Genomic DNA, 15,222 nt, shown 5'->3' with positions numbered 1-15,222 from the left:
ACTCGCTGTAGAGCTACCCCTCAGACGTCTCCTGCCCGATCTCGATCCCCTCCGGCCCGTCGTCGCCGACCACGCCGCCCCAGAGCGTGTTGTCCAGATCCAGGACGAGCGCCTTTTTATTCTTTCCGAATATGGACTTCACGATGTTCGCCAGGTTAAAACACAGCGCCGGGATGGCCGGAACCGCGCAGGCGTATTTGTACATATGCCAGTAAAAGGGATCCGACCACTGATCCAGCCCGCAGCAGGAGGCAAGGTAGCTGATATCATGGATGTAGAAGTTTTCATGGGCCGCAGCATAGGCGCAGAACCGGGCGTTTAAGCGGTTTACAAAGTTCAGCCTGCCGTGCGGATCCCATGCATCGCGGTTTCCCAGCAGGCGGTAATGGGGCGGCTCAAAGTTGTTCTGGATCACGGGGCAGTGATAGACTGCTTCGATCTTCCTCCACATCGCCTCAAAGGGCGCGTATGTCTCCTCCAGAAGGGCGTCAATTTCCTCTTCCGTATTTTTTACGGAGAGGAATGCGTTTATATTTCTTGTGCTTGTGTGAATGTAGATCAGATCCGGGCAAAACGCCGCCAGCTCCGGGCTGTCAAACATGACATCCTGGAAATACTGGGCGTAACCGGATTCGTAGAATTCGGGCTGAATGCTGTTGTCCAGAAGAAAAAGCTCCAGAATTTCTATAATGTCATGCGTGGTAGAGCCGCCAAGGACGGCGATGCGTCTGCAGATCCGGTTTGTCCCCCCCCCGGCGCTTTCAGGGCCCTTTTGAAGGATTTGCGCTTTTTGAGAATGAAATCGGGATCGAATGGGTAGTTTAATTCATTCATCGTAAGTTCCTTCCTTTACTTTTGTGTTGATCGTTTCATAAATTTGATTCATCTGTTCTTTACATGTCTGAAGAAATTCTTCATTCCGGCTAAACCTCCAATGATATTTGCCGTGAAGATAGCTCCCATAATATCGGCTTGTTTTTAGCGCGCCTGATACATTTGTATGTCCTCCATCATAAAAATCATATTTAAACTCATACATATGTTCAAAGCTTTTATTATTGAAATTTATACAATCAAATCCATAGGATTTGACCGCTTCTTCCAGATAATTCATGCGCCTGTAATCTCCTCCGGGATCCGGCGGGCAGATAAACTCGGTTTTTAAATGTTTATCCCTGCATTCCTTTAATAAATCTACCAGAACTGCCTGTGCCCTGTCCGTAACCGGTGCTTTTTCAGTTGTATATTTTCCCGATGGATACTCCATCTCTTCTGTTTTTGACAATAATGCATACCCTCTGCCGGCGCATTCTTCCTTTAAATTCCAGAAATCCCATTGCCACCCGAATTTCCACAATGTATGGTATTTGCAAATGTCGAAATAGTAAGAAACCCTGTCCTCTTTTACGATATCCTGAATCATCATAATTCTATTCACAGAATACCGTAAGCTGTCGGTAGTCAGCCGTGTGTACGCTGCGCTTGAATGATCCCAAACCTCATCATCCCTTGAAAACTGGGCGAGATCGAAAACAAAAACGGCTTGGGGCTGCGTTTTTGCCGCCTCTCTTAACAGATGGATCAGCGCTCTCGGATCCTGCGCGGATGTAGCCAGAACATAGGATGTAAATCCATACTGCTCCCCCATCATGGCCGGAATCATGGAGGAACGCGTTTTACTGGATCCAATGAATACTACGTTCTCCTCACCCTTATGAAGCGCATAGTATCCGGCAAAGCATCTCTTTTCCAGCGTATCTGTCCGCAGGCAATATGAAATACTCCGTAACAAAAACAGCCCTATGCCTATGAAACAGATTATCTTGATTATCGCTCCCTTCATTTCAATCTGCTTTAAATCCCTGATGTTTTTCCTGATGCTATCCTCATCCTGCATTTTCATAATTTTCCCCAAACGGTTTTCTCCACGATTCCCGTATAGCTTTGAATAATCTTTACTACCTTTGCACTGACATTTGTATCCCTGTAGTCTGGTACAGGAATACCATAAGCTCCAGCCTGATGCATTTGGATCGCCAGTTCTACGGACTGAATCAGTCCTCTGGAGTCAATACCGGATAGTATAAAGCCGCCTTTATCCAGCGCTTCCGGCCGTTCTGTACTGGTTCGTATGCACACAGCCGGGAACGGCATGCCTATTGATGTAAAATAAGCGGATTCTTCCGGAAGCGTGCCGCTGTCGCTGACCACTGCGTACGCATAGATTTGCAGACAATTATAGTCATGAAAGCCCAGCGGCTCATGCGCGATCACTCTGGCATCCAGTTTAAATCCTCTTTTTTCCAATTGTTTCCGGCTTCTTGGATGGCATGAATACAGGATTGGCATGTCATATTTCTCTGCCATTGCATTAACCGCCTGAAAAAGGGATGTAAAGCTTTGCTCTGTATCGATGTTCTCTTCACGGTGTGCAGAAAGGAGAATGTATTTCCCCGTTTCTATCTGAATGCCAAGTTCGTGTGACAGCCTGGAATGCACATCCGAGTGAAGGATGGACTGCAGATTATTCCCCAATACTTCAGTCATCGGGCTTCCCGTCACATAGGTCCGTTCTCTCGGCAGTCCACAGTCAGCAAGGTATCTCCTTGCATGCTCCGAATAAGCAAGATTCACATCCGAAATGATATCCACAATTCTCCGGTTCGTCTCTTCCGGAAGACGCTCATCTTTACATCGGTTTCCGGCCTCCATATGGAATATCGGGATATGAAGGCGTTTTGCCGATATTGCCGAAAGGCAACTGTTTGTATCTCCAAGAATAAGAAGGGCGTCCGGAAGGAGATGCCGCATCAGTTTATACGAAGCGTGGATAATATTGCCGATTGTAGAGCCAAGATCATCGCCAGCTGCAGACAGGCATACTTCCGGGGCCTCCAGGCCCAGATCCTGAAAGAAAATTCCATTCAGGCTGTAGTCATAATTCTGCCCTGTATGGCACAGAATCGTGTCGAAACAGGCGCGGCAGCATTTGATAATCTCTGAAAGCCTGATAATTTCCGGCCTTGTCCCTATGATTATCAATAATTTCAATCTCCCATTTTCTTTCCAGTTAAGCTTTTGAAAATCTGTTTTCATCCATCCACGCTCCTGTGTATATGACTGCCGTTTACCAATTCCGCGTATGTATCAGGATGCTCCGGAACGAATTCCTCGTTTGCCCACATCACTGTCACAAGGTCTTTCGTATCGCTCAAATTTATTATATTGTGCGTATATCCGGGCAGGATCTGGACAGCTCGTATCTCATCGCCCGTTACTTCAAATTCCATAACCGGATACGCATTTCCTGTCGCCGGATCAATCCCGATCCTTCTTTGCTGAATCATCCCATGGCCTGAAACGACCATGAAAATTTCACATTTACTGTTATGCCAATGCTGGCCGCGGACGGCGCCCGGCCTGGCGATATTCACGGATATCTGCCCAAAGGATAAAGTCCGCATCAGCTCTGTAAAGTTCCCCCGCTCGTCAACGGCCGATTGGAGGGGATACGCTATCTTCGATTCCGGTAAATACGACATATAGGTGGAATAGAGTTTCTTTACAAAGGGCTCAGACAGCTCCGGAACCGTTTGTTTCGCAGGCATTTGCCTGAATTGTTCCAGCAAATCCGCAATCTCCCCGAGCGTAACCGGATACGTAACCGGGACATAGCAAAACCGTCCCTGTTCCTCTGCCTTTGGCCGCAGGCCGCTTAAAGAGCCCCCGGCCGGGTATTCGCACCTGTGTTCCCGGCCTTCCAGCGCATCAAGCATCTCTTCCATCAGATCATCAATGTATAACAGCTCGATCTGTGTGCTTCTGTCTGCAACCTATACGGCTTGTCCCTCGCTGCCGCGTTACAGAATGTCGCTACCGCTGAATTATAATCCGGCCTGCACCATTTACCAAACAAATTAGGGAAACGGTACACAAGGACACGGCTGCCTGTCTGCTTTGCATATTCAAAAAATAATTTTTCCGCTGCAAGCTTGCTCATTCCATACTCTGATCCCTCATACCGCCCGCTAAGCGCCGCCTGAACTGAGCTAGAAAGCATCACCGGACAGGAGTTATGATATTTTTTCAGTGTTTCAAGAAGCAGCGACCCAAACCCAACATTGCCGTTCATAAAATCCGATGGATCCGCAGAACGGTTGACACCGGCTAAATGGAACACAAAATCCGCACTCCTGCAGGCATCTTCCAGCACTGTCTCCTCTGTGCCGATATCGTATTCATAAAGATTCTCAATTAAAATTCCCGGCCTGGTTCTGTTTTTGCCGTCTCTTATATTCTTTAAATTCTCTGCCAGATTACGGCCGACAAAGCCCCCGGCTCCTGTTATCAGTATATTCATACGCCCACCGCCCTCAGTTGTTCCTGCACATAGCCTGTCCTTTGCAGTTTATCTATTGTTTCTTCAACGGAAAGACGCCTTGTATTGTGGCTCGTGTATGCCTCTTCGCTCTCTGTCTCTATCTTCCCGTTAATGAAATACTTATCATAATTCAGATCCCGGTTATCGGCAGACACACGGTAATAATCTCCCATATCGTCTGAACGCAGCCTCTCTTCTCTCGTCATCAGTGTCTCATACAGCTTTTCACCATGGCGTGTGCCAATCATCTGTATTCCTGTACGTCCAAACATTCTTTGTACCGCTTCTGCCAATGTGCCTATTGTACTTGCGTCCGCTTTCTGAATAAATAAATCTCCCGGGTTCGCATGCTCAAAGGCAAATGTAACCAGTTCTACCGCCTCGTCCAGGTTCATGAGAAAGCGGGTCATATGCGGGTTGGTAACTGTCAGCGGCTTACCGGATTTAATCTGTGAAATAAACAGCGGGATTACGCTGCCCCTGCTGCACATCACATTCCCATATCTTGTACAGCAGATAACGGTATTTCCCCGTTCGGCTGCAGTCCTTGCATTGGCTGTCACAACATGCTCCATCATTGCCTTTGATGTGCCCATTGCGTTAATCGGGTAAGCCGCCTTGTCCGTACTGAGGCATACTACCCTCTTCACCCCGGCCTCAATTGCGGCATGAAGCACATGGTCCGTGCCTTCCACATTCGTCCTGACTGCCTCCATAGGAAAAAATTGACAGGACGGCACCTGTTTCAGGGCCGCCGCGTGGAAGATAAAGTCTACTCCCGGCATAGCGTCATGCACAGACTGTGGGTTACGGACATCTCCTATGTAAAATGTAACCTTCGAGGCCCTGTCCGGATACAGAGCCTGCAGCTCATGCCTCATATCATCCTGCTTTTTTTCATCTCTGGAAAAGATACGTATTTCGCCAATATCGGTACTGAGAAACTGTTTGAGTACCGTATGCCCAAACGAACCGGTTCCCCCTGTGATTAATAGTGTTGAATCCTTAAATAACGACATTTATCTGCTCTCCTCCACTTGTTCTAAAGCTGCCGGAATTACCTCCTCATTCTTTCCAGGCCCTTATAATACCAGGTGTAAAAAAGTAATCCCCCTGTTCCGGATTATATCTGAACATATAGTGATCGCTTTTCTCGATCGAATAACCATGTTTTCTGAACAACCCGCTTATTCGCTCGAAATCGCCATATTTATGATATGCTGCACAGATCCATCGTGACCCGCTATAGGAAAGAGCTTTGCGCGCGCCGTTTAATACAGACATTTCTGAGCCTTCCACGTCCATTTTGATCAAAATCCGCTTTCCCTGCTCCATATATGGATGCAAAATTGCATCAAGGCTTATAAAACTGTCATCACTTCCATTCCCTCCGGCAAATTTAAAGATAAAATCCACATTTTTATATGGACGAAATGTATTCTTAAGCGCATCGAACCACACCTGCATACCTTCCACTACAATTATTGTCTCTGCCTGATTTACAGCCTCAAGGGACATGATCGCTTCCGCGCATCCTACATCCACGAATACGTCTGCATCCTCCATATTGCATGTTTCACTGTAATATTTATGCGGACTCCTGCTATCCTGCTCAATTAAGAGCTGCTTATACGCATTAACAGCCTCTTTCCCGCCAAATGTTTGCGGAAAATAGAGGCGTTTTCCTTTATGCTCCAAATAAAAACTTTTTGTCCCCGTATCTTTCCGGCACAGCTTATTTATATTCTCATTTTCCGTATATTCTTCTATCCACTCATATGGAATCAGAGGAACCGCATTGGGGTTTTTAAGCCTTGGCATATTTTTTCTCAGAAAATCCGTTTCCTTTTCGTATCCTTTCTGCCCGTATATGAGAAAGCGGCGATAGCTATTGATTTTTCTGCGAAGCTTCGGTGAGGCTTTTGGAAAAACGGAACAAATTCGTTTTTTACACCATACAGTAAAACGATCTCTTTTCATTGTAAATCTCCATTCTTTCGTAAAATTTTACTTTTTAAATCCCGTCATTTTTTACATCCTTTGTACAATTTAAAATAATAAATTCCCCTTATAGCAACGTCTGTCAGATAGGCAAGCGAGGATGCAATCCCGGCCCCGACAATTCCAAACCTCCTGATCAGATAATAGTTGAGTACAAGATTAAAAAAGAAGGCCGCCGCTGATGCCACAATGGTAATATTTAATTGATTGACAGCAGCTAAATAACTGGAAATGATCGAATTCAATCCCCAGCAAAAAATACCTGGCATCAACACCCGAAATACGAATGCGGAATCTTTATACTGCATGCCATAAAATACCTGAATCGCCCATCCGCTGAAAACAGTTACCGCCAATACTACAAATGCCATCAGCACTGATACGGTACAGATAATTCTGTTTTCAAATTTGAATCTGGCCTCTTCTGACGGCAGCTCGATAAGTCTTGTGGTGAGCAGCAATGCAACCGATGAGGTGAGCGTAAGCAGTATATTGGCCAGGCTGGAAGCCGTGGAGTACAGGCCCGTCTGATATTTCCCCATGAAATAATCCACCATCAGGACATCGCTCCGCAGCAAAAAATAATTAAACAGCACCCCAATATAAGACTTAAATCCATATGGCAGCATACTCCTGAACAGCCCGGCATTCAAATTCATGCGGATCGCACATCGTTTGCACAATGCAAATAACATCATCCCAAATGAAGCCAGGTACGCAATAAACGCGCTTAATAATACTAAAACAGGAGAAATAACTCCTGAAATCCAGAAGATAAACACAAACATGGAATAGAGGAAGCCTGTTATCCGCTTTGATCGGTTGTATAATGAAACCTCCGTTAGTCCCAAAAGCATTCCCTGCATTTGAAGGCCAATCGTCTCTAATGGTACGCGCGCAATCAATAAAATCAAGAGGAATCCGGATATATCAAATGTCACATTAAAAGCAAATGTCACTAAAAAAAACAATCCGCCTGCCGCCATATATAATCCAAACAGCGCCATCGTATTTCCCAGTATACCGGGAAGATCGTTTTTATTTCTGGCAACATAATATCGGTCGGCAAGGTCAAGGCCGCCGCCAATCAGATGAACCGCCATTCCGCCCAGTGTATTGGCATAGCTGACAATCCCCTGCCCTTTTGGGCCGATCGTTCTGGCAATCAGAACCGAATTGATGAATGTAAGCACATACAGGTAACCTCCGTTAATCAGCACCCTTAAAACATTTTTTATAAAATCATTTTTCCTGATCTTGTCAAAGGCAGCGCCTGTCCCGTCTTTTACTTTCCTGAAATTCATAAAATCCATTCTCTCTTTCAGGCCCCTCTCTGTTTCTCCACAAATTCACTCCTGGTTTAATCCAGCATCTTAATTACATTAAATCCCTCCGCATATTCCACTTCATTCGCATATCCCCATACCCTGCACCGGTCAATACTTGTCTCAAACAAACGGTTAAACCGGTTATGCGCATCACTGTAACAGCTTAAGGCTTCTCTCTTCTTTTCAATATAATCTGTTACATCAACGAAATACGACGGATAGTATACATTATCCAAAACATATCCATTGCTCTGAAACTGTATTATATTTCTGCAGTGCCGGGCTGCTGTCAGGCACAATTTATTTGCAGCGATATGATCCTGATTCATATCCGAACTAAAATGCATAAAAAAGGTATCTATATGATATTGAAACACGATTGCTTCGATTCTCTGCATGACATCCGTAGAATATGTCAGATGGCTGCATGCCTCGGTTTCAAAATCGAGCTCCTTCACCCCTAAAATCCTGCATGCCGCCCTGCTCTGAAGCATACTTGATTCATAATCTACCTCAATCCCTTTTTCAGAAAAATGTGTGACATTATCCGTCAACGTTATTTTATAAACGTTTTTTCCCTCATCCACCATTTTTGCCGCCGTTGCCCCGGCCCCAAGCTCCGCATCGTCAAAATGCGCCCCTGCAATCAAAATATTATTCATATGTTTCATCTGTCATGCCTCCTGGCTTTAAAATACGTACATAAAAAAATATAATGTGAGCGTATCAGATTTACGAAAAAATAATAGCTGGCATAAAACGGCTCAAAACAGCACCAGGAAAAATTCCACAAATCCCTTATATTCTGAACCGAAATCATATGCAGAAATATATTTCTGTAATTTTGCAGAAATGACAGCTTCCCGTCCACCTGATGGGGCGAATCGAGCGCCGCTCCCACATGCCATTTTCCATATACGCAAACCTCGCAGCCGCATTTTTTTGCCCTGTATGCCATCTCATGATCGGCGCGGTACATTGGAAGCTTCTTTTCATTAAGCAGCCCGATTGTCTGAATCACACGAACCGGATAAATCGTCCCCCGCCCTTTCAGCACATCACTGTCGTAGAATGTATCTTCCATGGAGCCCAAGGGGCGGTTGATATTCAGATATTGAAAATGCGCTTTCATCTTATGCAGCTTCATGTTTACATGCAATGTCAGATCTGTACCGCAGGCATAGCATACAGAGCCTATACAGGCGTCAGGCTTCTGTTCTATCGCTTTATATGCTGTATCGATAAATTCCTTGTCTATCCATACATCATCATTCAAAAACATAATATGATCATCTTCCCTGACATGCATGGTATTGAACAGATACTGCAGTCCGATATTCATTGCCAGGCTCCATCCATTTACATCGCTTTCAACTACGATCACTCCCGGATCCCGATAATTGGTCCGGTTTTTTCCATGATCCACTACCACCAGCCTAAAATTCCGGTTTTTCTGCGCATCCATCTGTTCTATGAATTTTCTGAATATTTCCAGCCTGTTAAAGGTTGGTACGATTATGTACAGCATATCTTTTCCTCTGCTTCCTCACGGCTCTTTACTGTGCTTTACCAGTCCGTTCATTATAAATGACGTAGTAAACCGCTATCACAATAACAAAGAAATAACAATGAAATACTTCATAGAACAGACAGCTCGCCAACGCGGCAACCGCCGCGGCAGCCATTGCAAATTCATCCGCAGAGCGTGATTTTCTTTGCTTTAACGCATGCAGCCCCATCTTTATAAGAGAAAATGCCAGGTACATCCCCAGAATGCCCCGCTCTACCGCCAGCGTCAGATAGCTGTTGAAAAAATAGGGGCCAAGGTTCGTCAAACTCCCCTGCATATGGATACTGGAGCCAAACCCGATCCCAAACAGGAAATTCTCCAGAGAACGAAACCAGATCCTCACGCACTCTATCAGCAAAAGCAGGTGCCGATCCTGAAGCAGAAACGAAATGGAATATCTGGAGCTAAACTTTGCTATATACGCAAAATTGTGCGCCGCCACATACAGTATCCCCAATCCCAGCAGACCTGTTATAAATATCCATGAAACATGAATCCTCTTTAGCCGGCTCCTCTTTAAGCGCTTTGGCGCAAAAAGCAGCAGGGTGATCGCCACGGCCATTACCCCGGCGCGGCTTCCGGTAAAGCCTAAAATCACTGCAAATATCCCCATCAGGGAAATCCTGATTTCCTGACGGAATAAATTCCGGTTCATCAGCAGAAGAACCAGACAGATCCCCATGACAACCGACAGAACCGGAGGCGTCGCAAACGGAAGCGCCAGCCTGACGTGCCCGGAAGCCTGCGCGCGGCGTATAAAGTCGCTGTCCAGAGTGATATACATGCCCAGGAACAGGCGGATCCGTTCCGGCAGCCCTCCCCTGTAATAAAACATATAGTATGTATAAACCGAAAAAGGGACTGCAATATATTGGGAGCGGATTAAAGCGCGTTCTAACCGGGCCAGATCCTCCCTGCCAAAAAAATGCGGGATAAACACAATCATCATGGACGTCATAATCCCAACTAAAAGGCTGCTTTTTGCCCATGAAGGGAAGGTCGATAACGAAAAGGCCGCCCCACAGCTCAGCAACTCCACAACTGCAAAGGCGAGGTTTTGGTGCAAACCGTAATACCTCTCTTTTAATACGGCCAGAACGGACATGAAACCCGTAAGCATAATCATGATTTGAAATAGTGAAAATGGAATCCCCGGTATTTCAATCGCCTGTGTCCCCAGTGTCAGTATGGTCAGGATGTACAATTTTCGCGTTACGTCTCTCACAATCAATTCCCCACAATATCTTATCTCTGCCTCAATGCCCCTGAGCGCGGCCTTTTTTCTCCAGGTATCTGTAATATTCGTATACCCTGTAATTGATAACTGTCTTATCATGGCTGATTTTCCCCATCTCGCGCCGCTTCTCATCAAAGGTTCTCGCATGCTGCTCCAGAAAGCACCGCTTCACGGCCTCCTCCTCTATGAGCGGCTTCAATACCAGGCTGATATAGGGCAGCTCAAGCCCCGGCACATTATAGGGATAACCATACACATTCACACACTTTTCCTCTTCCGTTATATTCGTGTAACTGAGCGTCGGATCCGATGTCCAGTCAGAACGGCTTAAGCCCTCCAGGAAGGCGGCCTGGCTGACATATCCTGCTATATTCCCCGCTTTCTCTGAATGGAAGAATGCATGTTCACCCACCGCCTCCTTTAGCCTTGCGACAGCCATCAGGTTAAACACATGATATCCCTGTTCCCGGTATTCATACGAGGGCCGTTTCAGCATCCTGTAAAACTGATCCGCGCCGTATTTTATGAACCCCTTCACGCTGTGCCGGAAGTCGCGGGACAGATAGATCGTATGGCAAATCAGACCGTTTTTGTGTATGGCCATAGTTCGCTTTAGCCCGTCCAGAAACGCCCCCAGTTCGGAATCATAACCGTGCTTTCCCGCCGTCCTGTTAAGCTCCGCCAGCGACGCCGCAAACCATAGCTGGTGGTTTAAGGTATAATCAATGGATGTACCGGCTTTTGCCTGGCCGCCGTAATCCGGCCGATGCCACAAGCGCTGCTTTTTATCAAAGCAATGCCTGGAAACGATGTCCCCGGCCGCCTCCAGATACCGGTCTTTCCCGGTAAGCTCATACAGATAAACCAGGCTTTCCACCACCCATGCATGCCCGATGACGCCGTTGCAGGCGTCCTTTTGAGTATTCTCCCTTAAAATATAGAGGCCCGACGGCTGCCGCAGGGACAAAAGATGAGCGCCCATCCGTTCCAGATCCCCGGCCAGCTCTTTTCTCCCAAACGTGCGTATTTCGATCGCTGTCATAATAATCAGGTGCGATAAATTCCGGACGATGCTTTCCTTATCATCATAGGGCCCGTTCACCCCTGCCGGAACCGTCCCCTCCTTTTGATACTGCATGATCAGCCGGTTCCCGATCTCCCTGTATTTTCCGTCATAATCTGTCATATATACCCTGTTTTCACTCCCTGTAGGTTTTTAAGATTTCGTTCGCGATGCGATCCCAGTCAAATATCCCCGCCAGCTCTGTACACCGGTTCGATCTCTCTGTATAATGTTCCATTGCCAGCAAAATTTTTTCCGCCAGCTCCGCGCTGTCTGTATCAGAGACGGCATATCCGACGGTTCCGTCCGGAAACTGCCTGTCAAACCCCTGCCCGCGCGTATAAATTACCGGCAGCCCCTGGCTCATGGCCTCGGCATAGACCAATCCGAACGACTCCGTATGGGACGGCATGACAAACAGATCGGCGGCTCTCATGTGCGCGGCGACGTCCTCCATCGGACATTTCGGGATATAAGTTATGAACGCATGGTCATGAATCATATCCCGGTATGCGTCATCCTCTATCTCGCCGACTGCCGTCAGAGAAACCTGCATCCCTCTTTTTCGGAGAATCCTCACCGCTTCTGTCGTAAGTTCCAGGTTCTTTCTTTTTCCTATCTTACCGACAAAAATAATTCGTATCTGCTCCGGGGCCTTCCTCCGGACGTATCTGTGATTCAGAAAATACGGATCGATTCCGTTCGGTATGACGCCTGATTTGGCTTTTATCTTATCCCCCGCCGCTTTCGGAAGCCTTTCAAGCAGCATTTCGCGATAGCCCTCGCTCAGGAACAGGATTCTTTTCGCCTGCTCTAAATTCCGAATGCCGGCGCGGCGCAGCCACGGGACAGCCCACAGATAAGACGAATTCATATCCGTGTCCCGAACCGAAAGAACATAGGGAACATGCCAGATATGTGACAGATATCTGCAGATGCATCCGTCCAGAAAGCACATATTTCCGTGCAGGATATCCGGCTTTTTTTCCATCCTTTTTGCACACCACAGAGCCGCCGCTTTTAAGCGGAACAGAAGCAATACCGGCCCGCGCATATGGAATGGCGAATTATAATACAGCACATGCTCCAAAAGATCTGGTTTTTCCTTTTTATTTCTTATCCGGTAATAAAATACCTTTATATCATTCCCGGATCTCATAAACGCTTCTGCAAGGTGCTTCTGAACCGATTCATAATTTCCCGTCACATATAGGATATTCAAGCCGCTCCCCTCTCTTTTGCCGTGCGGGTCTGATTTTGCCTTATAAATGGTATACCCCTTTAAGAGTACAGATGTTTTGGCAGTCCAGCACGGTTTTTCCCGCCAGTTTTTCCATATTTTCCCTGATTTCATCGTGCCCGACCATGATCACTACCAAATCAACGGAATCTAAAAACGCATCCAGATCGTGATACTGGTTTGGCGCCGCGTCCTGCGGTATCAGCGGATCGTAAACCTTTAAGCCCGCCGCCAGATGGCGCTCCTGCGATTCTAAGAGCTGCAGGGTCGGGCTCTCCCGCATATCGTCCACATTTTCCTTGTAAGTCAGTCCGTAAAGGCCCACACGGCTGATGTCCTCCATCCCGTTTTCCTTCATAATCTCATAGATCCGGTTCAGGACAAAATCCGGCATCTGGTCATTGGTCTTCATGGATTCATCGATGACCTTTGCCAGCGACGGATAATCGCCCACCAGAAACCATGGATCCACGCTGATGCAGTGACCGCCCACTCCTGGCCCCGGCTGCAGGATATTTACCCTTGGATGCATATTACAGATCCTGATAATTTCATATACATCCATATCATCATGCCTGCATATTTTGGCCAGCTCATTCGCAAACGCAATATTCACCGCGCGGAAGGTATTTTCCACCACCTTGGTCATTTCCGCGGTGCGGATATCGGTCACGACAATGTTTCCCTGACAGAAGGAAGCGTACAGCCTCTTTATCTCCTCTCCTGTCTCCCTTTCGTCCGCCCCGATCGTGCGGCTGTTATGGATCAGCTCATAAACCATATTTCCAGGTATGATGCGCTCCGGCGCATGCGCCAGATGCAGATCTCTCCCGATCCGAAAACCCTTTCGTTCAATCTCCGGCCGCACATATTTATCAATCGTCCCGGGGGAAACCGTGGATTCAATCACGATCACCGCGCCGGGAGGGCATACGTTCAGAATCTCCTTTACCGCGTCCACTACGAACCCTGCGTCCACCTTTTTGCTGAACTTATCATATGGGGTGGGCACGGAAACAATATATGTATCCGCGGCCTGATACTCTGTCGTAAAACGGATGCCGGCAGATAAGGCTTCCTGGAACAGCCCTTCCAAATCCGCTTCCCTAAAGGTGGTTCTGCCCTGATTTAATGTTTCAATCCGCCTTTTGTCCTTATCTGTGCCAACCACATTTATGCCGTGCGACGCAAGCATTAAAGCAGTCGGCAATCCAATATATCCAAGTCCGATCACATTCACCTGTGAGAGCAATTTAAATCCTCCTCCTCTTTTACCGAAGCCGCCATACGTTCATAGATATGAAAAAGAACCTGCTCCTGCGTCTTCCAGTTATATTTCCGTTCGATTAGCCGTTTCCCCCTTTTTCCCATTTCCCTGGCCTCTCCGGGATGCTCCAGCAGGTATGTGACAGCGTTTATCAGCTCGCTCTTTTTGTAAGGGTTAATACAAAGCCCGCACCTGTTCTGTTCAACGATTCTCTTAAAATAATCGTAATCGGTACATATCACCGGGAGCCCGCAGAGCATTGCCTCAAACAGCTTATTGGAACCGATATTCCCTGCCTTCCACCCGGAATTCTCACAATAGGACGTTAAAACGATGGCCATGCAGCCGGTTTTCAGAAAAGCGGGAATCTCCATAAACGGCCGTCTCCCTGCAAACTCCGCCTTGTGATTCCGATCCACGGCTTTTATAGCGTCTATATCGCCCTCTTTTCTTTCATGGCCGCATATCCGGAATCGGATATCCGGAATTTCCTGAATCGCCTCCGTGATGAACGTAAGCCTGTACGTATCGTCAATCTGGCCGGCATATACGATGGCATTTTCCGGACTGTCCTTTTGCTCCTCCCGGTTCCATTCCTCCGCGTCGGAAAGCGGATAATTCGTGATCATATAGGTTTCCGGATTCATCCTCTTTAAGCGCCTGCAGATATGGGGTGTCACGGAAATGACCGCATCATATTTCCTTACCGAATGATACTCGTACCATTGGTACAGAATCTGCAGCAGCTTCTTCACACATCCGGGCGCCAAAATCGCATCGCTGCGCGCAAATCTGGAGGCAAAATCCTCATGGCAGTCAAAAATCACCTTTTTCCCGCACATTTTCAGAAGATTTCCATACGGCAGCAGTTCCATATCATGGAAATGATAGAGATCCGCATCAATACGCCTGGCTATGCGCCATACATTCACAGGCCGCGCCAGCAAACGGTAATATCTGCCTTTTTTTGTCTCCCCTGTCCCAAGGATATGCACGCCCTTTGCATCCTCCGTGATACCCTGTTCCACCAAATAAACTTCATATCCACGCTTTGCCAGGGATACGCATTCCTTCTCAAAAATACGCTGATCTTTTTCCCTGTGTGTGGATGTCATATGACATATCTTCATTTTTC

The 15,222-nt window shown here is 47.0% G+C and carries 13 protein-coding genes and 1 pseudogene; all 14 read right to left on the bottom strand.

The annotated features are described in order from the left end of the window. Positions 1-13 precede the first annotated feature (13 nt). The 14 genes and pseudogenes from NFS31_RS13750 to NFS31_RS13685 all read right to left on the bottom strand — a co-directional run bounded on the left by NFS31_RS13750 (position 14) and on the right by NFS31_RS13685 (position 15,217). Positions 14-679: a hypothetical protein gene (locus NFS31_RS13750; RefSeq protein WP_334303090.1), complete on the bottom strand. Its 666-nt coding sequence runs from the start codon at positions 677-679 to the stop codon at positions 14-16. A gap of 147 nt (positions 680-826) precedes the next feature. Continuing rightward, complete coding sequence (locus NFS31_RS13745; protein ID WP_251496007.1) at positions 827-1,897, bottom strand: hypothetical protein; 1,071 nt, start codon at positions 1,895-1,897, stop codon at positions 827-829. A gap of 2 nt (positions 1,898-1,899) precedes the next feature. Next, positions 1,900-3,096, bottom strand: a complete 1,197-nt coding sequence (locus tag NFS31_RS13740) for a UDP-N-acetyl glucosamine 2-epimerase (RefSeq protein ID WP_251496005.1) — start codon at positions 3,094-3,096, stop codon at positions 1,900-1,902. Then, positions 3,093-4,360, bottom strand: a pseudogene (locus NFS31_RS27755) (polysaccharide biosynthesis C-terminal domain-containing protein). Before NFS31_RS27755 ends, NFS31_RS13740 begins: the two are co-directional and overlap by 4 nt. Continuing rightward, the gene (locus tag NFS31_RS13730) at positions 4,357-5,400 is read right to left on the bottom strand and encodes a polysaccharide biosynthesis protein (RefSeq protein ID WP_251496003.1); all 1,044 of its coding nucleotides are present in this window, start codon (positions 5,398-5,400) and stop codon (positions 4,357-4,359) included. Before NFS31_RS13730 ends, NFS31_RS27755 begins: the two are co-directional and overlap by 4 nt. 46 nt (positions 5,401-5,446) lie before the next feature. Beyond that, positions 5,447-6,202 carry an FkbM family methyltransferase gene (locus tag NFS31_RS13725; RefSeq protein ID WP_251496001.1) on the bottom strand — a complete coding sequence of 252 codons (756 nt, stop codon included), beginning with the start codon at positions 6,200-6,202 and terminating at the stop codon, positions 5,447-5,449. 203 nt (positions 6,203-6,405) lie between these two features. Then, the gene (locus NFS31_RS13720) at positions 6,406-7,686 is read right to left on the bottom strand and encodes an oligosaccharide flippase family protein (protein WP_251495999.1); all 1,281 of its coding nucleotides are present in this window, start codon (positions 7,684-7,686) and stop codon (positions 6,406-6,408) included. Positions 7,687-7,742: 56 nt separating this feature from the next. Beyond that, the gene (locus NFS31_RS13715) at positions 7,743-8,381 is read right to left on the bottom strand and encodes a PIG-L deacetylase family protein (RefSeq protein ID WP_251495997.1); all 639 of its coding nucleotides are present in this window, start codon (positions 8,379-8,381) and stop codon (positions 7,743-7,745) included. Further along, complete coding sequence (locus NFS31_RS13710; protein ID WP_251495995.1) at positions 8,378-9,238, bottom strand: glycosyltransferase family 2 protein; 861 nt, start codon at positions 9,236-9,238, stop codon at positions 8,378-8,380. The genes NFS31_RS13715 and NFS31_RS13710 overlap by 4 nt, the downstream gene beginning before the upstream one ends. Positions 9,239-9,266: 28 nt before the next feature. Continuing rightward, complete coding sequence (locus tag NFS31_RS13705; protein WP_251495993.1) at positions 9,267-10,616, bottom strand: hypothetical protein; 1,350 nt, start codon at positions 10,614-10,616, stop codon at positions 9,267-9,269. Further along, on the bottom strand, positions 10,537-11,703 hold the full coding sequence (locus NFS31_RS13700) for a hypothetical protein (protein ID WP_251495990.1): 1,167 nt from the start codon (positions 11,701-11,703) through the stop codon (positions 10,537-10,539). The genes NFS31_RS13705 and NFS31_RS13700 overlap by 80 nt, the downstream gene beginning before the upstream one ends. A 13-nt stretch (positions 11,704-11,716) precedes the next feature. Beyond that, positions 11,717-12,802, bottom strand: coding sequence for a glycosyltransferase family 4 protein (locus NFS31_RS13695; protein ID WP_251495988.1), 1,086 nt, complete (start codon positions 12,800-12,802; stop codon positions 11,717-11,719). A gap of 40 nt (positions 12,803-12,842) precedes the next feature. Then, complete coding sequence (locus NFS31_RS13690) at positions 12,843-14,072, bottom strand: nucleotide sugar dehydrogenase (RefSeq protein ID WP_331482646.1); 1,230 nt, start codon at positions 14,070-14,072, stop codon at positions 12,843-12,845. Beyond that, a complete protein-coding gene (locus NFS31_RS13685; RefSeq protein ID WP_251495986.1) occupies positions 14,057-15,217 on the bottom strand; it encodes a glycosyltransferase in 1,161 nt (386 codons plus the stop codon). Before NFS31_RS13685 ends, NFS31_RS13690 begins: the two co-directional genes overlap by 16 nt. Positions 15,218-15,222: the final 5 nt, after the last annotated feature.

This window comes from Otoolea muris (assembly GCF_943193115.1).
GTDB classification, from domain to species: Bacteria; Bacillota; Clostridia; order Lachnospirales; family Lachnospiraceae; genus Otoolea; species Otoolea muris.
Note: the sequence above shows the minus strand (reverse complement) of the source record. Positions and strands in the feature narration are given on the sequence as shown.

Coding starts and splice junctions, on each gene's coding strand:
- NFS31_RS13745 (WP_251496007.1), bottom strand. CDS start 1,897: ATGCAGGATGAGGATAGCATCAGGAAAAACATCAGGGATTTAAAGCAG.
- NFS31_RS13740 (WP_251496005.1), bottom strand. CDS start 3,096: ATGAAAACAGATTTTCAAAAGCTTAACTGGAAAGAAAATGGGAGATTG.
- NFS31_RS13730 (WP_251496003.1), bottom strand. CDS start 5,400: ATGTCGTTATTTAAGGATTCAACACTATTAATCACAGGGGGAACCGGT.
- NFS31_RS13725 (WP_251496001.1), bottom strand. CDS start 6,202: ATGCCAAGGCTTAAAAACCCCAATGCGGTTCCTCTGATTCCATATGAG.
- NFS31_RS13720 (WP_251495999.1), bottom strand. CDS start 7,686: ATGAATTTCAGGAAAGTAAAAGACGGGACAGGCGCTGCCTTTGACAAG.
- NFS31_RS13715 (WP_251495997.1), bottom strand. CDS start 8,381: ATGAAACATATGAATAATATTTTGATTGCAGGGGCGCATTTTGACGAT.
- NFS31_RS13710 (WP_251495995.1), bottom strand. CDS start 9,238: ATGCTGTACATAATCGTACCAACCTTTAACAGGCTGGAAATATTCAGA.
- NFS31_RS13705 (WP_251495993.1), bottom strand. CDS start 10,616: ATGATAAGACAGTTATCAATTACAGGGTATACGAATATTACAGATACC.
- NFS31_RS13700 (WP_251495990.1), bottom strand. CDS start 11,703: ATGACAGATTATGACGGAAAATACAGGGAGATCGGGAACCGGCTGATC.
- NFS31_RS13685 (WP_251495986.1), bottom strand. CDS start 15,217: ATGAAGATATGTCATATGACATCCACACACAGGGAAAAAGATCAGCGT.